This is a genomic window from Streptomyces sp. NRRL S-87, from assembly GCF_000719335.1.
Taxonomy (GTDB): Bacteria; Actinomycetota; Actinomycetes; order Streptomycetales; family Streptomycetaceae; genus Streptomyces.
Map to the genome: position 1 here is coordinate 1 of NZ_JOGB01000092.1, position 17,339 is coordinate 17,339.

The 17,339-nt window shown below is 73.6% G+C and carries 17 protein-coding genes; 9 read left to right on the top strand and 8 right to left on the bottom strand.

Going from position 1 to position 17,339, the window contains the following annotated elements:
- The first annotated feature begins 230 nt into the window (after positions 1-230).
- Positions 231-827, top strand: a complete 597-nt coding sequence (thpR, locus tag IF43_RS0133925; protein WP_030210098.1) for an RNA 2',3'-cyclic phosphodiesterase — start codon at positions 231-233, stop codon at positions 825-827.
- 42 nt (positions 828-869) lie between these two features.
- Here the strand turns inward: thpR and IF43_RS0133930 are convergent, their stop codons facing one another.
- Entirely contained in the window at positions 870-1,499 is a 630-nt protein-coding gene (locus IF43_RS0133930) for a response regulator transcription factor (RefSeq protein ID WP_030210100.1), read from the bottom strand.
- A complete protein-coding gene (locus IF43_RS0133935; protein WP_037891251.1) occupies positions 1,496-2,710 on the bottom strand; it encodes a sensor histidine kinase in 1,215 nt (404 codons plus the stop codon). The genes IF43_RS0133930 and IF43_RS0133935 overlap by 4 nt, the downstream gene beginning before the upstream one ends.
- 274 nt (positions 2,711-2,984) lie before the next feature.
- Here IF43_RS0133935 and IF43_RS0133940 point away from each other — a divergent pair, with 274 nt between their 5' ends.
- The gene (locus tag IF43_RS0133940) at positions 2,985-3,566 is read left to right on the top strand and encodes a heme-binding protein (protein ID WP_051796798.1); all 582 of its coding nucleotides are present in this window, start codon (positions 2,985-2,987) and stop codon (positions 3,564-3,566) included.
- Positions 3,567-3,598: 32 nt separating this feature from the next.
- On the top strand, positions 3,599-5,050 hold the full coding sequence (locus IF43_RS0133945; RefSeq protein ID WP_030210115.1) for a M1 family metallopeptidase: 1,452 nt from the start codon (positions 3,599-3,601) through the stop codon (positions 5,048-5,050).
- Between the two features lie 6 nt (positions 5,051-5,056).
- Here the strand turns inward: IF43_RS0133945 and IF43_RS0133950 are convergent, their stop codons facing one another.
- A complete protein-coding gene (locus IF43_RS0133950; RefSeq protein ID WP_030210117.1) occupies positions 5,057-5,566 on the bottom strand; it encodes an N-acetyltransferase in 510 nt (169 codons plus the stop codon).
- A 73-nt stretch (positions 5,567-5,639) separates the two neighbouring features.
- Complete coding sequence (locus IF43_RS0133955) at positions 5,640-6,215, bottom strand: TerD family protein (RefSeq protein ID WP_030210119.1); 576 nt, start codon at positions 6,213-6,215, stop codon at positions 5,640-5,642.
- Positions 6,216-6,393: 178 nt separating this feature from the next.
- On the opposite strand from IF43_RS0133955, the gene arfB reads away from it, so the two are divergent.
- Entirely contained in the window at positions 6,394-6,819 is a 426-nt protein-coding gene (arfB, locus tag IF43_RS0133960; RefSeq protein ID WP_030210121.1) for an alternative ribosome rescue aminoacyl-tRNA hydrolase ArfB, read from the top strand.
- 53 nt (positions 6,820-6,872) lie between these two features.
- On the opposite strand, the gene IF43_RS0133965 is transcribed toward arfB, so the two are convergent.
- The gene (locus IF43_RS0133965; RefSeq protein WP_234332634.1) at positions 6,873-7,358 is read right to left on the bottom strand and encodes a flavin reductase family protein; all 486 of its coding nucleotides are present in this window, start codon (positions 7,356-7,358) and stop codon (positions 6,873-6,875) included.
- A 403-nt stretch (positions 7,359-7,761) separates the two neighbouring features.
- Between IF43_RS0133965 and cdgB the strand changes: the two genes are divergently transcribed.
- Positions 7,762-9,477, top strand: a complete 1,716-nt coding sequence (gene cdgB, locus IF43_RS0133970; protein WP_030210125.1) for a diguanylate cyclase CdgB — start codon at positions 7,762-7,764, stop codon at positions 9,475-9,477.
- Positions 9,478-9,670: 193 nt separating this feature from the next.
- Complete coding sequence (locus tag IF43_RS0133975) at positions 9,671-10,663, top strand: CBM35 domain-containing protein (protein ID WP_030210127.1); 993 nt, start codon at positions 9,671-9,673, stop codon at positions 10,661-10,663.
- A 584-nt stretch (positions 10,664-11,247) separates the two neighbouring features.
- Here IF43_RS0133975 and IF43_RS0133980 read toward each other — a convergent pair.
- From IF43_RS0133980 to IF43_RS0133990, 3 genes are all read right to left on the bottom strand, one after another.
- Positions 11,248-12,168 carry a 1-phosphofructokinase family hexose kinase gene (locus IF43_RS0133980; protein WP_030210130.1) on the bottom strand — a complete coding sequence of 307 codons (921 nt, stop codon included), beginning with the start codon at positions 12,166-12,168 and terminating at the stop codon, positions 11,248-11,250.
- A gap of 145 nt (positions 12,169-12,313) precedes the next feature.
- The gene (gene nagA, locus IF43_RS0133985; protein ID WP_107048664.1) at positions 12,314-13,468 is read right to left on the bottom strand and encodes an N-acetylglucosamine-6-phosphate deacetylase; all 1,155 of its coding nucleotides are present in this window, start codon (positions 13,466-13,468) and stop codon (positions 12,314-12,316) included.
- Positions 13,465-14,397: an ROK family protein gene (locus IF43_RS0133990; RefSeq protein ID WP_030210137.1), complete on the bottom strand. Its 933-nt coding sequence runs from the start codon at positions 14,395-14,397 to the stop codon at positions 13,465-13,467. Before IF43_RS0133990 ends, nagA begins: the two co-directional genes overlap by 4 nt.
- 185 nt (positions 14,398-14,582) lie before the next feature.
- Here IF43_RS0133990 and IF43_RS0133995 point away from each other — a divergent pair, with 185 nt between their 5' ends.
- The 3 genes from IF43_RS0133995 (at position 14,583) to otsB (ending at position 17,141) form a co-directional block, all read left to right on the top strand.
- Positions 14,583-15,854 (top strand): ABC transporter substrate-binding protein, encoded by a 1,272-nt coding sequence (locus tag IF43_RS0133995; protein WP_234332633.1) that lies wholly within the window; start codon positions 14,583-14,585, stop codon positions 15,852-15,854.
- Positions 15,855-15,964: 110 nt separating this feature from the next.
- Positions 15,965-16,216 carry a DUF3263 domain-containing protein gene (locus tag IF43_RS0134000; protein ID WP_030210144.1) on the top strand — a complete coding sequence of 84 codons (252 nt, stop codon included), beginning with the start codon at positions 15,965-15,967 and terminating at the stop codon, positions 16,214-16,216.
- Between the two features lie 79 nt (positions 16,217-16,295).
- Positions 16,296-17,141: a trehalose-phosphatase gene (gene otsB, locus IF43_RS0134005; RefSeq protein WP_030210148.1), complete on the top strand. Its 846-nt coding sequence runs from the start codon at positions 16,296-16,298 to the stop codon at positions 17,139-17,141.
- Positions 17,142-17,339 lie beyond the last annotated feature (198 nt).

The window sequence follows — 17,339 nt, forward strand, 5'->3', positions numbered from 1 at the left end:
CGGCCACCCTCGGCCCGGGCCTGCCTCCGGTCCAGCCTGCCACCCCTGTCAAGCGCCTCCCCCACACACCACGCGACCCACCAGGCACCGCCAAGGAGGTGGTGGCCCGGGTCGGTGGGGTGCCGGGTCGGTGGTGTGCCGGGGGGTGCCTGAGGGCCACGGGATCGGGGACCGGGGCTGCGGAGGGGGCGGGCGGACCGGTGGGGGGCTCCGTGGTGTACCAAGGCATCGTGAGCGAAGAGTCCCGGTCGTCGACCACCCGCGTGTTCATAGCCCTCGCCCCGCCCGACGAGGCGAAGGACGAGCTGGCGCGGGAGCTGGGGCCCGCCTACGCGGCCTACCCGCGCATGCGGTGGAACCGCATCGAGGACTGGCACATCACGCTGGCGTTCCTGGGTGAGCTGCCGCACTCGGCCGTGCCGCTGCTGCGGGAGCCGCTGGCGGACCTGGCGGCCGCGCGCGGGCCCGTACGGCTGGCGCTGAGGGGCGGCGGGCACTTCGACGAGCGGGTCTTCTGGACCGGGATCGACGGGGATCTGGAGGGGCTGCACCGGCTCACAGGGGAGGTGCGGGCGGTGGTGAAGGAGTGCGGGATCGACTTCCCGGACCGGCCGCTGCGGCCCCACCTGACGCTGGCCCGGACCCGTCGCGACGACGCCGCCAGTGCGGTGGCGGCCGCGGAAGGGCTCGCCGCGTTCAGCGGGCGGGTCTGGCGGGCCGACCGGCTGCACCTGGTCGGGAGTGACTTCGGCCGTGGTCCGGGGCCGATCCGCTACCGCGACATCGAGGCGTGGCCCTTCGACGGGGGTGGCTGCGGGGGCGGCTGAGGCCGGTGGCGCCTTCGCCGTTGGCCGTTCCGCCGGCGGGCTTCACGGGAGGAGGCGTTGTTCCTTGGCCACCGCGACCGCGCCCGAGCGGGTGTCCACGCCGAGTTTGTCGTAGATGCGGCCCAGGTGGGTCTTGACCGTGGCCTCGCTGATGAACAGGGCGCGGGCGATCTCGCGGTTGCCCAGGCCGCGGGCCAGTTGCTGGAGGATGTCCAGTTCGCGTTCCGTCAGGGTCGGGCGGGTGCCGCGCATGTGGGCCATGACCCGGCTCGCGACCGGTGGTGAGAGCGTGGTTCTGCCCTGGGCGGCCGCGTGGATGGCGGCGAAGAGTTCCTCGGGTCGCTCGGCCTTCAGCAGGTAGCCCGTGGCGCCGGCGCCGATCGCGCGGGTGATGTCGGCGTCCGTGTCGTACGTGGTCAGGACCAGGACGTGGGGGGCGGGGGCGGGCAGTGCGGTGATCCGGCGGGTCGCTTCCACCCCGTCGATGCCATCGCCCAGCTGGAGGTCCATGAGGACCACGTCCGGGCGCAGCCGCTCGGCCAGGGCCACCGCTTCGGCGCCGCTGCCGGCCTCGCCGAGCACCTCGATGTCCGGTTCGCTGCCGAGCAGGGCCAGCAGGCCGGCCCGGACGACCACGTGGTCGTCGCACAGCAGGATCGTCGTCGGGCTCACGGGGTGTGCTCCAGGGGGATCGAGACGGACAGCACGGTGCCTTCGCCGGGGGTGGACTCCACCGCCAGGGTGCCACCGAGCTGGTGGGCGCGGGCCCGCATGGCGGGCAGGCCGTGGCCGCGCGTGGTGTCGGGGGCGGCGGTTCCCGGGGCTTCCGGTGGGCTCATGCCGCGGCCGTCGTCCGCAATGTCCAGGACCACCTGGTCGCCCAGGAAGGACAGGGTCAGGGCGGCCGTACGGGCGCCGGCGTGCTCGCGTACGTTCGCCAGGGCCCCCTGCGCGATGCGCAGCAGCGCCGACTTCGTGCGTTCGGGGAGGTCCACGGGGGTGCCCTCCAGGTGGAAGCGGACGGTGACGTCGGGGCCGGCGTCCAGTGCCCGCAGGGCGTCGGCCAGGGGGGCTCCGCCGGCGAGCTCCGAGGGTGCCAGGTCGTGGACGAGGCGTCGTGCCTCGGCCAGGCCGCGGGCGGCGATCTCGCAGGCGGTGCGGACGTGCCGGTGGGCGGCGTCGGGGTCGGTGTCCCAGGTGCGGTCCGCGGCCTGGAGCAGCATCTGCTGGCTGGAGAGGTTCTGCGCGAGGGTGTCGTGGATCTCCATGGAGAGCCGTTGGCGTTCGGCGAGGGTGCCCTCGCGCCGTTCGGTGGCGGCGAGCTCGCGGCGGGTGCGGATGAGGTCGTCGATGAGGTCGCGCTGGCGTTGGGCCTGCCGTTCCATGTGGACGAAGACGGCCGTCGCGAGGGCCGCCACCGCGGGCGGGGCGAGGACCAGGGTCGGGTCGAAGGCGCCGGTCGCCAGCTTCAGCTGGGCGGCGACCACGAGCGCGGTGAGGGCCGCGACGAGGACCACGGCCGCCCGGGGCGGCAGGGTGCGCAGTGCCGTGTAGAACAGGGGGACCGCGCACCAGGCGAAGCTGGGTGCGAGCAGGACGAGGACCACCCAGGACGCGATCACCAGGCCGAGCCAGCCGAGGCGGCGGGGCGTGGGGGCGGCTCCGACGGCGGGCCCGAGGACGTAGAGCAGGGCCACGGCGATGCTCAGGGCGATCACCCAGGGGGTGCGGGGGTCGGCGGGGTGGCGGAGCAGGAAGCGGGCGAGGGAGGCCCCGAGCAGGGCGAAGAACGCGCCGTGGACGACGACGGCGAGGGCCGCCCGGCCCGGTCCTTCCGCCGGGTCGGCGGCCCGTTCCGGGGGTGTCGACCACACCTTCCGCACCTGTGACTCCTTCGTGGCTGGTGGTCCCGTCGCCATCCTCCACCTCTGCGGGGGCGCGTACGGGGCGAAAGGTGCCACGGTGCCGCGCCCGGGGCCCGGGCGCATCAGCCGATCGGTCGACCCCCGTGTCGGCCGGCGGGCCGCCGGGGCCGAGCCGGTACGGCGATGGGGGCGGACCCCCCTCCCGGCCAGGATCGGAGGGAGGCCGGAACGGGACGACCGACCCGGCCGACCACCGACGCCCCGGCGTCGCCATCCGAACCGAGGAGCCACCGTGGCCACCAGCCCCACTGCCCCCGCCGCCGCCCGTGCCGCCCGCACCCGGACCCGGACCCGCATCGTCACCGGTGTCGGCCTGGCGGCCGTGGCGGCTGCCGTGACCGTCGGCGCGGTCAGCGCCAACGCGGCCCCGGCCGCCGTGGCGAAGAAGGACGACGCCCAGCCGCAGGCCCTGGTCACGAGCACGCACCTGTCGATCGACGCGGCCACCGAGGCGGCCCGGGCGGCGCTGGACGCGGCCGAGGCCGAGGGCCAGCGGGTCACCGTGGCCGTGGTCGACCGCAACGGCAACACGGTCGTCGTCCTTCGTGGCGACGGTGCGGGCCCGCAGTCGTACGAGTCCGCGCAGCGCAAGGCGTACACCGCCGTGTCGTGGAACGCGCCGACCTCGGTGCTCGCGGGCCGTCTCGCGCAGACGCCGAACCTGAAGGACATCCCCGGCACGCTGTTCCTGGCCGGTGGCACGCCGGTGCAGGTCAAGGGCGCGCCGATCGCCGGCATCGGCGTGGCCGGCGCCCCGAGCGGCACCCTGGACGAGAAGTTCGCCCAGGCTGGCGTGGACGCCGTCACCAAGTAGCCGGGCCGGGGGCGGAGCTTAGGATCGTCCGTGTGGACCTCCGACGCACCGCCCCCCGCACCGCCCCCGCCCTCGCCGTCCTTCTGGTCCTGGGACTGGCCACGGGGTGCAGCGGCGGTGCGGTGGACGGCAGCCCCGGTGCGGCGGGCCTGCGCGACCGGTACTTCCCGAAGGCGGGGAACGGCGGCTACCAGGTCGACCACTACGGGATCCGGCTCGACTACACCCCCGACACCGGCCGCCTGACCGGTACCGCCGAGATCACCGCCACCGCCGAGCAGGCGCTGAGCAGCTTCCACCTCGACTTCGACGGCATGGACGTCGACGAGGTCGAGGTCGACGGCAAGGGCGCGCGGTTCAACCGGGCGGGGCAGGAGTTGACGGTCCGTCCGTCGGGCGAGCTGGTGAAGGGCCGGACGTTCCGCACGGTCGTGCGCTACTCGGGCGTGCCCAGGACGGTCGAGGATCCGGACGGCTCGGAGGAGGGCTGGATCGAGACCGCGGACGGTGCTGTCGCGGTCGGCGAGCCGGTCGGTTCGATGGCCTGGTTCCCGGGCAACCACCACCCCAGCGACAAGGCGCTGTACGACGTGGAGATCACCGTGCCGAAGGGGTACGAGGCGGTCTCCAACGGGGTGCTGAAGGCGCGCACCGAGCGCGCGGGCCGGTCGGTGTTCCAGTGGCACGCCGCCGAGCCGATGGCCAGCTACCTGGCGACCGTCGCGATCGGCCGCTACGACGTGCGGACCTCGCCGGGTGCGGCCGGCACCGGAGGGTCGGCCGGGGCGGCGCCGTCGGCCGTCCCCGTCTACACGGCCGTGGAGCCCGGGCTCGTCAAGAAGAGCGCCCCGGCGCTCGCCCGCATCCCGGACGTGGTGGCCTGGGGCTCGCGCCGGTTCGGCCCGTACCCGTTCTCCTCGGTCGGGGCGATCGTGGTGCCCGACGGGACCCTCGGGTACGCGCTGGAGACCCAGACCCGGCCGGTGTTCTCGGGTGCGCCGGACGCGGACCTGATGGTGCACGAGATGGCTCACCAGTGGTTCGGCAACTCGGTCTCCCCGAAGTCCTGGCGCGACATGTGGCTCAACGAGGGCTTCGCCACGTACGCCGAGTGGTTGTGGGCGGAGGACCGCGGCGGGTTGACGGCCGAGGAGCGCTTCGACGCGTTCTACGACGAGGACACCGACGTCGATCCGGAGGCGGACGGCTCCTACTGGGACTTCCCGCCGGCCGATCCGCCGGGCCCCGAGCACATCTCGGACGACCCGGTCTACTACCGCGGTGCGATGGTGCTCCACAAGGTCCGTCAGAAGGTCGGCGACAAGGCCTTCTTCGCGCTGCTGCGCGGCTGGGCCGCGGCGCGCCGGCACGGCAACGCGAGCACGGCGGACTTCACCGCGTACGCCGACCGCACCACCGGCGAGGACCTGTCGGCGATCTGGCGGGTCTGGCTGGAGGGCGACGGCAAGCCCGACCACCGCTGAGCCGGCTCAGAGGGCCTTGCGCAGGACCAGGCAGGGGCGGCCGAGTTCGCGGTCGGGGGCGCGGCGCAGGAGCGCGTAGCCCTGGGCGGTCCAGAAGGCCAGCGCCCGGGGGTTGTCCTCCAGGACGGCCAGGCGCAGTCCGGTCCGGCCGGCCGTGCGGAAGCGGTCCTCGACCAGGGCGGCGATTCGGCGGCCGTGGCCCCGGCGGTGGGATCCGGCGTCGACGAGGAGCAGTCCGATCCAGGGGTCTGGGTCGTCGGGGGAGGGATGGTGGGCGAGGGTGGCCGCCAGGCCGACGAGACGGCCCTCGGAGCGGGCCAGCAGGATCTCGGCGCCCTCGGTGGCGAGTTCGTCGGCGAGGGCGCGGGCGACCTGGTCGACGGTGATCCGGTCGGGGTCGGGGAAGTCGCCGCTGAGCTCGAAGAAGGCGCGGTTGCCGGCGTACAGGGCCGTGACCTCGGTGAGTACGGGTCCGGGCAGGGCGCCGTCGGTGGGGGCGAGGGTTTCCAGGATCACCCGCGCACGGTAGCGCGAAGCCCCCTCCGGGGACGGCCGGAGAGGGCTTCGCGGCTCATGCGTCGCGGGCGTCTCAGACGTTGACGCCGAAGTCCTGGGCGATGCCCGCCAGGCCGGAGGCGTAGCCCTGGCCGACGGCGCGGAACTTCCACTCGGCGCCGTTGCGGTAGAGCTCGCCGAAGACCATGGCGGTCTCGGTCGCCGCGTCCTCGGAGAGGTCGTAGCGGGCGATCTCGGCGCCGCCGGCCTGGTTGACGACGCGGATGTACGCGTTGCGCACCTGGCCGAAGTTCTGGCCGCGGGAGTCGGCGTCGTAGATGGAGACCGGGAAGACGATCTTGTCGACGTCGGCGGGCAGGCCCCCGAGGTTGACGTTGATGGCCTCGTCGTCGCCCGCGCCCTCGCCGGTGCGGTTGTCGCCGGTGTGGACGATGGTCTGGTCCGGGGTGGACCGGTTGTTGAAGAAGACGAAGTGGCCGTCGGAGACGACCTTGCCGGTCGCGTTGACCGCGATGGCGGACGCGTCCAGGTCGAAGTCCACGCCGGTGGTGGTGCGGACGTCCCAGCCGAGGCCGACCGTGACCGCGCTGAGGCCGGGCGCCTCCTTGGTAAGCGAGACGTTGCCGCCCTTGGAGAGGCTCACTGGCATCTGGGTGTCCCTTTCGTCGTCCTGTGGACCGGCGCCGTGGCCGGACGTCGGCCAAGCTACCGCTGATGGGCATAACGCCGGGAGGGGGTGGGCCGGTTCCCGCGCGTGTTCCCGCCCGTACGGGCGCGGGGGCCAAAACCGGGTGACGGGCCGCGGGCCGGGACGGGATGATGGGGGCATGTCCGGTCCCCACGTCATCCGCGGTTCCGTCGTCCTTCCGGAGGCGGAGCTCCAGTGGCGTTTCTCGCGCTCCTCCGGGCCCGGCGGCCAGCACGTGAACACCTCGGACTCGGCCGCCGAGGTGCTGTTCGACCTCGCCGCCACCGAGGCGCTGCCGGAGGTCTGGAAGCGGCGTGCGCTGGAGCGCCTGGCCTCCCGCCTCACGGGCGGCGTCATCGCCGTACGCGCCTCCGAGCACCGCTCGCAGTGGCGCAACCGCGAGATGGCCCTGGTGCGGCTCGCCTCGCTGCTGGCGGAGGCGACCGCCCCGCCGCCCAAGCCGCGCCGTGCCACGAAGATCCCCCGCGGTATCAACGAGCGGCGGTTGCGCGAGAAGAAGGCCCGCTCCGAGACGAAGCGCGGCCGCAGCGGCCGCGATTGGTAGGCGTCCCGGTCGGTCGGGGGGCGCCCGGTCGGTGGGGTGCCCGGCGCGGGGCGTCAGTTCCCCAGCTGCCGGTAGCGTCCCCGGAAGTACGTCAGCGGGCCGCCCTGGGCGGGGGGCACCTGCGCCCGCAGCACCCGGCCGATCACCAGCGTGTGGTCCCCGGCGGGCACCCGTGACTCCGTACGGCACTCGAGCGCGGCCAGTGCGCCGTCCATCAGCGGCGCCCCGCTCAGCTCGCCCCGCGCGTACGGCAGGTCGGCGAACAGCAGCCGGTCGCTGATCCGCCCCTTCATCGCGAACCGCCCGGCCACGTGCCGCTGGGCCTCGGAGAGCAGCGACACCCCCCACAGGGGCTGCTCGGCCAGCAGGTCGTCCATCCGCGAGCCCTCGCGCAGGCTCACCAGGACCAGCGGCGGGTCGAGGGACACGGACATGAAGGCGGTGGCGGTCATGCCGACGTCCTCGCCCCGCGGACCGCCCTCCGCCAGGGGCGGCTCGTGGGCCGTGACCAGCACCACGCCCGCGGCCAGCCGGGACATCGCGGCGCGGAACTCCTCATCGCTCACCCCTTCAGCATGAGGGGCGGCGGGGGCCGGCGGGCCGACCGGGGCGGCGGGGGTCTCGGGTCTCGTCTTCAGCACGCCACAGACGCTAGTGTCGGCCCCCGCCCGCCACATCGGGCCCCGGTCGGAGCCGTCCGGACGTCCGTCCTAGGTCCGGCGGCGTATCGTTTGCCGCCGGGAACGAGGGGAAGCGGTCGACGCTCCGGCGCCCCTTACCCCGGAGCACTCTTCATCTCATGTGACTTGAGTCACAGAGGGCAAGATTTGTTGACCCTGTGTACCGGCGGAACAGCTCACTGTGATTCAGTGGATGGGACACCGCAACGAAACGACGATGACGAACCTGGAGTTGCTGTCGAGGTCTCGGGGAGAGCGAGCGATGGAGACCGAGTCGGAGCCGTACGTCCGTCTTGCGACCCTGCGGCAGCTGCACCAGGTGGTGGCCGAGCTGAACACGGCCAGGAGCCTGGCCGACACTCTGCAGACGGTCGTGGACGGCATTGTCGTGGGCCTCGGCTACGAGCTCGCCTGCGTCAATCTCGTACGCCCCGACGGCGACCTCGTCGTCGCCGCCTTCGCAGGTGACGCCTCTGCCGAGGCCCTGATCACCGGTCGCGTCGGCTCCCGCGCCTCCTGGGAGCGCCGCCTGTCCATGGGCGAGGCATGGGACGGCCTGCGGTTCATCCCGCACACCGAGGGCTGGGTGCTCATCGAGGACGACGTGCCCCAGTGGCACACCGACGGCCCCGATCCGCGCTTCGAGGACGAGTGGCATCCCGAGGACCGGCTCTACGCCCCCATGTACGCGTCCGGCGGGGAACTTCTGGGTGTCATTTCGGTGGACAGACCGCGCAACGGCCGCCGTCCCGGCGCCTGGGGCCGCGAGGCACTGCAGATGTACGCCTTCCAGGCGGGCATTGCGATCAGCAACGCGCGGCTGCGCGCGAACATGCAGCGGGCCCTGGTCCGGCTGGAGCGCGAGCAGCAGGCCCTGCGCGCCAGCGAGGAGTCCTTCCGGCAGGCCTTCGAGTACGCGCCCAGCGGCATGGCCATCGCCGAGATGGGCGGCGACCAGCACGGCCGGCTGCTGCGCACCAACGACGCCCTGTGCCGGCTGCTCGGCCGCCCGGCCTCCGTGCTGCGCCGCTACTCCTTCTCCGACCTCGTCCACCCCGAGGACATCGGCACCCTGCTGCGCACCTCCGCCGAGGGCGGCCGGGCCGAGCTGCGGCTGGGCCGCCGGGACGGCACGTACGTGTGGGTCAGCCTGCGCAACTCGGTGGTCGCGGACGCCGCCGACGGGCCGCGCTTCCTGCTCACCCACGTCGAGGACATCGAGGAGCGCAAGCGGCACGAGCTCCAGCTCGCCCACCGGGCCAGCCACGACTCCCTGACCGGCCTGCCCAACAGCGCCGAGCTGCGGGCCCGGCTCTCGGCCCGGCTGTGCCGGCGGCCCCAGTCGGTGCGGGCCAGCGCCGTGGAGGCCCTGGACGCCGCCTACGACGGCCGCCCGGACGAGGCCCTGACCGGGGAGCACGGTTTCCCGGCCGTCGACCACGGCTACCCGGGGGCCGGCGAGCACGGCTTCCGGGGGGACGCCTACGCCGACCCCTTCGACCTGCCCGCCACCGCGGAGCCGGGCCCGTACGACCACCACGTGCACACCGTGGCCCCGGCCACCGACATCGACGACGGGACCAAGGGGCTCGCGGTCCTCTTCTGCGACCTCGACGGCTTCAAGTCGATCAACGACCGGTTCGGACACCACACCGGTGACGCGGTCCTCATCGAGGTGGCCCGCCGCCTGACCACGGGCGTGCGCGACGGCGACACGGTCGCCCGGCTGGGCGGCGACGAGTTCGTGGTGCTCGCCGACGGGCTGGGCGCGGCGGACGCGGCCGACCTCGCGGTCCGGCTGCGCAACGCGATCATCCCGCCGATCCGGGTGGACGGGCGGGCGGTCCGGGTGGGCGCGAGCTTCGGCATCGGCTGGGCCAGCTGCGGGATGTCGGCGGACGAGGTGCTGCGCTCGGCGGACCAACGCATGTACATCGAGAAGCGGTCGCGGTCCAAGGCCCACCGCAGGGCGGGCTGACGACGGGGCAGATCGACCGCCCGGCACCCCCACAGGGGGTTGACATGTGTCACAGGTGTGTTTCAACCCGGTGGAACGAAGGCTTCCACCGTCCCGAATCGGGCCCGGAAGGGGCAGTCGGGACACCCGGAGCCGCCCGGGAGAGCGCCTGTTCGAGGTAGGCTCCCACGGGTCGAAAGGATGTGGACCCGCGATGACGCCCGCGAACAACGGCCCGAACAACGGCGCCCCTGCTGCCGATGACGACGACCCGTTCGGTTACCTCTACGCGGACGGCAAAGCCAACGGCGCGGTGCCACCCGCCCAGGGCGGCGGCTACGGCTACCCCGGCCCGGGCGGCCAGCAGCCCGGTGTGCCGCGCAGGTCGTACAACCAGGTCCGCACGGTCGGCGAGCGCCAGTACGGCGGCCAGCGGCCGGTGCCGCAGCAGCAGCCGCACCAGCCCCACTACCCGGCCCCGGAGACGCTCCAGTCCGGGTACGGCGTGCCGCCGCAGCAGTCGTACGGCCAGCAGCCCCCGCAGCGCCACGCCCCGCAGGGCGGCGGCCACGGCGGCGGCTCCAGCCGGCGCGGCCTGCTGATCGGCGCGGTGGCCGTGGTCGGCGCGGTGGTGATCGGCATCAGTGTGGCGATCATCACGGGCAACAAGGACAAGGACAAGGGCGCCAACCCCGACGCCCCCAGCGACAAGGTCTCCCAGGCCCCGGCCACCCCCGGCAAGGACAAGGACTCCGACAAGGACTCCGACTCGGACTCCGGCGAGCTCCCGAAGGCCGACGCCGCCTCCGGCAAGGGCCTCGCCCTCGCGGGCGGCGCCACCGTCCAGAACACGATCCCCGGCGCCAAGGGCAAGAACGGCCAGTACGTCGGCGGCTTCAACGCGGTCGGCGCGTCGGTGACGTGGACGGTCGACGTCAAGGAAGCGGGCAAGTACGTGCTGCACATGACGTACGCCGTTCCGGGGACGGACGCCAACGCCACGCTGACCGTCAACGGCCAGGCCCAGAGCCGCGCGATCAACATGAAGAACTGGGCGAACGCCGGTGCCGGCGCCTGGGACAAGGGTTGGACCAACACCTACTCGAACATCGAGCTCAACAAGGGCACCAACACCGTCAAGGTCTCCTGCGAGCAGGGCAACTCCTGCGACGCGATCATCGACCAGCTCTGGATCGCCACCAAGTAGCGGCACTTGGCCGGTGCGAAGGCCGACCGCCCGGACCTCTTGCGTCCGGGCCGGCCGTTCGCCCCTCTGCTGGCGGCGCTCACTACTCGATACGTTCGAACATCGCACACCTTTGCGCAATCCACCCGACTCGAGTCCGGGTCTTGTTGTAGACGGCGATCCAGCGGTTGCCAGTCGGTCCACCGCTCCAGCAGGTGTACGAGCCACCGGGGACGGACGTGCACTCGGACTGGTAGCACCTCCGACCACCGTCCCGCCAGACCATGGTGTCGATCCTCTCGCTCCCCGTGCTGGCCTGCGCTCTCACGTTGGCAGAGTGCTCGCGAAAGGCGAATGCGCCTCCCCAGCTCTGTGTGGACCCCGGCTGCGCGACTGCGGTCGGTGCAGGGAGGGCAAAAGCAACTGCCGCTGCTGCGGCGCTGAGGGCGACCGCCGTGCGGTGGATGTTCATGGACGCTCCAAAATCAATCAAATGTTCGATATGAGTCTAAGGGGGCGCGTCCGTGGTGTCGGTTTGAACATGTGCCGCAGGAGCTGGAAGTCCGAAAATGGCATCACCATAGGCCGGATACGACTTCTTGAAGCTAACCGACCGTCACCCTGACGTCGGGGAGCAGGGATTCGTACGTGGTGGGGTCGAACTCGCCGGCGGTGCGGGAGCGGACGGTGGCGGCGGAGAGGGCGACGGCGCGGGTGAGGCGGTGCGGCCAGTCGAGGTCCTCGGCCAGGGCCGAGAGGAGGCCCGCGACCGCGGAGTCGCCGGCGCCGGTGGGGTTGCCGGCGACGGCGTACGGCGGGGCGGCCTGCCAGGTGCCCTGCGGGGTGACCGCGAGCAGGCCGGCCGGGCCGAGGGAGGTCACCACCGCGTGGGCGCCGCGGCGGCGGGCGTCGCGGGTGGCCGGCAGCGGGTCGCAGGAGCCGGTCAGCTCCGCGAGCTCGGCCGCGTTCGGCTTGATGAGCTCCGGTCGGGCCGCCACCCCGCGCCGCAACGCCTCCCCGCTGGTGTCCAGCAGGACCGGCGTGCCGGCCGCCCGGGCGGCCCGCACCAGCTGCGCGTACGCGCCCACCGGCACGCCCGGCGGCAGGCTGCCGCACAGGGCCACCGCGCGGGCGGCGGCCGCCAGCTCGGTGTAGCGCTCCAGGAAGGCGCCCCACTCGTCGGCCGAGACGACCGGCCCGGCCTCGTTGAACTGGGTGGTGTCCCCGGTGGTTTCGTCGACCACCGCGAGCGTGCGCCGGGTGGTGCCGGCGCAGGGGACGAACGCGTCGGTGACGGCCGGCGCGCCGGTGGCCAGGCCCTCGCGCACCAGTGCTCCGGTGCGTCCGCCCAGGAAGCCGGTGGCCGTGACCTCGTGGCCGAGCGCGGCCAGCACGCGCGCCACGTTGACTCCCTTGCCGCCCGGCCGCTCGGCCACGTCCGTGACCCGGTGCGAGGCGTGCGGATGCAGCCGCGGAACGTGGTACGTGACGTCGAGCGCCGCGTTCAGCGTGACGGTAAGGATCATCGGTGCACCCCCAAGAGACAGCCCCCAGGGGCGGGATCATGCCTTAGGGAGGGTGCCCGCGCCCAGTACCCCGGCGCAGGTCCGTGGCCTGGTACCGCGCCCGGCCGAGCGGTCCGCCACGCCCGGCCGGTCCGCTGTGCGGCCGTCAGGCGCGCGGGTCCACCACCCACTCGCCGCGCCGCATGACGCCCTTGAGCCCGAACTCCGCGTCGAGCACGACGAGGTCGGCGTACTTGCCCGGCTCCAGCGAGCCCACCCGGTCGTACAGTCCCAGCAGCCGCGCCGGGTTGGCGGAGATCGCCTGGACCACGGACTCCACCGGCAGCCGGTCGATCGTGACGGACCGCCTGAAGGCGGTGTCCAGCGTCAGGGTCGAGCCCGCGATGGAGCCGCCCTCGACCAGCCGTGCCACGCCCTCCTTGACCTCGACCTCCAGCGGGCCCAGGTGGTAGGTGCCGTCGCCGAAGCCGGCCGCGTCCATGGCGTCGGTGATCAGTGCGACCCGCTCGGGCCCCTTGTGGTGGAAGGCCAGCTCGACGGTGGCGGGGTGCAGGTGCGTGCCGTCGTTGATCAGCTCGACGGTGATCCGCTCGTCCTCCAGCAGGGCCGCGATCGGCCCCGGGGTGCGGTGGTTCAGCGTCGGCATGGCGTTGAACAGGTGCGTGGCCACGGTCGCGCCCGCGTCGATGGCCTCGACCGTCTGCTCGTACGAGGCGTCGGTGTGCCCGATCGCGGCGATCACCCCGTGCTCGGCGAGCAGCCGTACGGAGTCCAGGCCGCCGGGCAGCTCGGTGGCCAGGGTGACCATCCGCGCCGTGCCGTGGGCGGCGTCGATCAGCTTGCGCACCTCGGCCGGGTCGGGGTCGCGCAGCAGGTCCTCCTTGTGCGCGCCCTTGCGGCACGGGGAGATGAACGGCCCCTCGAAGTGGACGCCCGCCAGGTCGCCCTGCTGCACCAGCTCCGCCAGCAGCGCGGCCCGTCGGGCCAGTTCGTCCAGGTCGCCGGTGACGGTCGAGGCGACCAGGGTGGTGGTGCCGTGCTCGCGGTGCGTGCGGACGCCGCGCAGCACCTCCTCGGGCGTGCCGGAGGTGAAGGAGGCGCCGCCGCCGCCGTGGTTGTGCATGTCGACGAAGCCGGGCACCACCCAGTGGCCGGAGAGGTCGACCACCGGCGCGTCCTCGGGGGCGCTGCCGGCGATGCGGTCGCCGGCGACGATCACGCGGCCGTTCTCGACGGTCCCCGTGGGCAGCACCACCCTGGCGCCGGAGAGAACGGTGCTGACTGCGCTTGCGCCCATCAGGCGGATACCTCCGTGGCGAGTAGGTCCCAGGCGAGCAGACCCGCGCCCAGGCAGCCGGCGGTGTCCCCGAGGGCCGCCGGCACGATGTCGGGCAGCCGCTGGAACGTCACGCGTTCCTTGACGGCCGTCCGCAGCGGTGTGAACAAGGTTTCCCCCGCCTCGGCGAGCCCGCCACCGATGATGAGCGTGCGCGGGTCCAGCAGGGTGAGGGCGGTGACCAGGCCGTCGGCGAGGGCTCCCACGGCCCCGTCCCAGACGGCCGCGGCCCGCGCGTCGCCCGAGGCCACGGCCTTGGCGCAGTCCGCCGCGTCCGCCTCCGGGTCGCCGCTGGCGGCCGCCCAGGCGCGGCTGACCGCCGACGCGGAGGCCAGGGTCTCCAGGCAGCCGCGCTGGCCGCAGCCGCACTGCGGGCCGCCCGGGCGGACGACGACGTGGCCGATCTCGCCGGCGTACCCGTGGGCGCCGGCCTCGATCCGTCCGGCGATGCCGATGGCGCCCGCGATGCCCGTACCCAGCGGGACGAACAGGAACCGGTCCGCGCCGCGGCCGGCGCCGATGCGGCCCTCGGCCAGGCCGCCGGTGCGCACGTCGTGGCCCAGGGCCACCGGGATCCCGTCGAGGCGGGTGCTGAGCAGGTCCCGCATCGGTACGTCGCGCCAGCCGAGGTTCGCCGCGTACACGGCGACGCCGCACTCGGCGTCGACGATGCCCGGGACGGCGACGCCGGCGGCCTCGGCGGGACGCCCGTAGCGCGCGCGGCCGAGGGCGCCGAGCTCCGCGGCGAAGTCCAGGATCGACTCGACGACGGCCTCGGGGCCGCGCTCGCGGCCGGTGGCGCGCCGCGCCTCGTGCAGCAGCGTGCCGTCCGCCCCGACGAGGGCGGCCTTCATCCCGGTGCCGCCCACATCGAGGGCGATGACGTGTTTCACGGGTTTCACAGGGACAGTCTCGCGTGGGGGAGAGGAAAGGTCTAGTCCACTGAGAGGGATTGTTGACCGGCCATACAAATAGGCGGCCTTGGGGCGGCCCTCGTGTGAAGGCGGCGTGAGGAGTGGTGTAGACCTTACGGGTACAGGACAAGTGGAACGACGGATTCGTGAGACTGAGGACTCCCTTGACGACGCGCCTGAGCCGGGCCCTGGCGGCCGCCGGCACCGCTCTCTGCCTTACCGCGACGCTCGCCGGCTGCGGGGGCCTCGCCAGTGACAACGACGTCACCCTCAAGGTCGTGGCGGCCGACTACGGCGACGGTGACGCGAACTCCTCCATCGGGTACTGGAAGGACCTCGCGGCCGCCTTCACCGCCGACCACCCCGGCGTCAAGGTCGAGGTGAGCGTCTACTCCTGGGAGGAGGTCGACGCCAAGGTCGCGGAGATGGTCAAGAAGGGCGAGGCCCCCGACGTCGCGCAGATCGGCGCGTACGCCGACTACGCCGCCGACGGCAAGCTCTACACCGCCGACGAGCTGCTGTCGGTGGCCACCCAGGCCGACTTCCTCGGGCCCCTCGCGGACGCGGGCAAGGTCAAGCGCGTCCAGTACGGCATGCCGTTCGTCTCCTCCACGCGCCTGCTCTTCTACAACAAGAGGCTCTTCAAGAAGGCCGGCATCGCGGACGAACCCAGGAGCTGGGACGACCTCGAGGCCGACGCCAGGAAGCTCAAGGGCACGGCCAAGACCCCGTTCGCGCTGCCGCTGGGCCGCGAGGAGGCGCAGGCCGAGACCATGCAGTGGCTGCTGGCCGGTGGCGGCGGCTACACCGACAGCGACGAGGCGTACGCGATCGACTCCGCCGAGAACGTCAAGACGTTCGAATGGCTGCGCGAGCACCTCTACGAGCCCGGCCTCACGGGGCCCGTCGAGCCGTGGAAGCTCAACCGCCAGGACGCCTTCGACGCCTTCGCCCGCGGCGAGGTCGGCATGCTCAACGGCCACCCCAAGCTCATGAAGGAGGCCACGGACAAGGGCGTCGACTTCGGCATGGTCCCGCTGCCGACCGCCGACGGGCGCGACAAGCCGGCCATGGGCGTCGCCGACTGGGTGATGGCCTTCAAGAACGGCCACCGCAAGGAGACCGGCCAGTTCCTCGACTTCGTCTACGACGCGAAGAACGTGACCCGCTTCACGAACACCTACGGCCTGCTGCCCGTCACCACCAGCGGCTACCGCGCGATGAGCGCGAGCACCGCACCGGCCCGGGCCCAGCTGAAGACCTTCCTGGCCGCACTGCCGAACGCCCGGCTCTACCCGGTCGGCAAGAAGTCCTGGGCCGGCGTCAGCGAGGACATCAAGGCGGACATCGGCAAGTCCCTGGCCGATCCCAAGGGCCCGGTCAAGACGCTGGAGGCCATCGCCTCGGCCGCCCGCCAGGCCGACCAGACCCGCTGAGCGGTCCGGCCGGGCGGCCCCGCCGCGCCGACCGGACCGGCCCGCGGACACCGCCCGGCCCCGCCCGGCCCCGCCCAGGCGGTGTCGGTGCGCGGCGATAGTGTGCAGGTATGACGGACCACGGCGCGGCGGGCGGCACGCTCTCGGAGCGCGAGGCCGCCGTGCTCGCGTACGAGGGGCGCAGCTGGCCCGGACCCGGTGCCAAGGAGCGCGCGATACGCGAGGGGCTCGGCATGTCGCCGGTTCGCTACTACCAGCTGCTCAACGCCCTCCTCGACGACCCCAGGGCCCTGGAGCACGCCCCCGCCACGGTCAACCGCCTCCGCCGCATCCGCGCCGCCCGCCGCACGGCCCGCCGCTGACCCCGCACCGCCCCCCCGCACTCCGCGAAGGCGTCCGGAACCGCCCCGCCCGGGGCGCGGTCCCGGTAGGGTCGACAGCATGGGGAGCCCACCGCACGACCTGCCGAAGCCCACCACAACCGCCGGCCGCGACGCGCTCGACGCGCTGCTGCGCGACCCTGCCGGAACCGTCGTCGCCCTCGACTTCGACGGCACCCTCGCCGAGATCGTCCCCGACCCCGACCAGGCCCGCGCCCACCCCGGCGCCGTGCCCGCCCTCGCCGCCCTCGCCCCGCACGTCGGCTCCGTGGCCGTGATCACCGGCCGCCCCGCGGGCGTGGCCGTCCGCTACGGCGGCTTCGCGGGCGTACCGGGCCTGGAGCGCCTGACCGTCCTCGGCCACTACGGCGCCGAACGCTGGGACGCCGTCTCGGGCACCGTCCAGGCCCCCGCACCGCACCCCGGCGTGGCCGGCGTGCGCGCCGAGCTGCCCGGCTTCCTCGACGGGATCGGGGCCTGGCACGGCACCTGGATCGAGGAGAAGGGCCGGTCCGTGGCCGTGCACACGCGCCGGGCCGCCGACCCGCAGCTCGCGTTCGATTCCCTGCGCGAGCCGCTGGCCGAGCTGGCCGCCCGGCACGGCCTCATCGTCGAGCCCGGCCGCGCCGTGCTGGAGCTGCGCCCGCCGGGCATGGACAAGGGCGTCGCGCTCGCCGAGTACCTGGCGGAGACCGGGGCCAGGTCGGTCCTCTACGCCGGGGACGACCTGGGAGACCTCGCGGCCTTCGCGGCCGTCGAGAAGCTTCGCTCGAACGGGCTGCCGGGGCTGCTGGTGTGCAGCGGCAGCGCGGAGGTTGTCGAGCTCGCCGAGCGGGCGGACCTGGTGCTCGACGGGCCGGCGGCGGTGGTCGAGTTCCTGGCGGCGCTGGCCGCGGCGGTCGGGTAGCGCCGGGGGGAGGGGGCTGTGGTGTGTGGGTCCCCTCGCCTCTTGACCCGTCATGGCCTGCAGGCCTCCCCCCAGCTACCGCTGGGAGGTGCCTCCGGAGGCAGGCCCACCCCTGGGGCTTTGGGGCTTCGCCCTGGCCTTCGGCCACCCCAGGCCCGGGCCTGCCTCCGGACCAGCCTGCCATGACGCCTCAAGAGG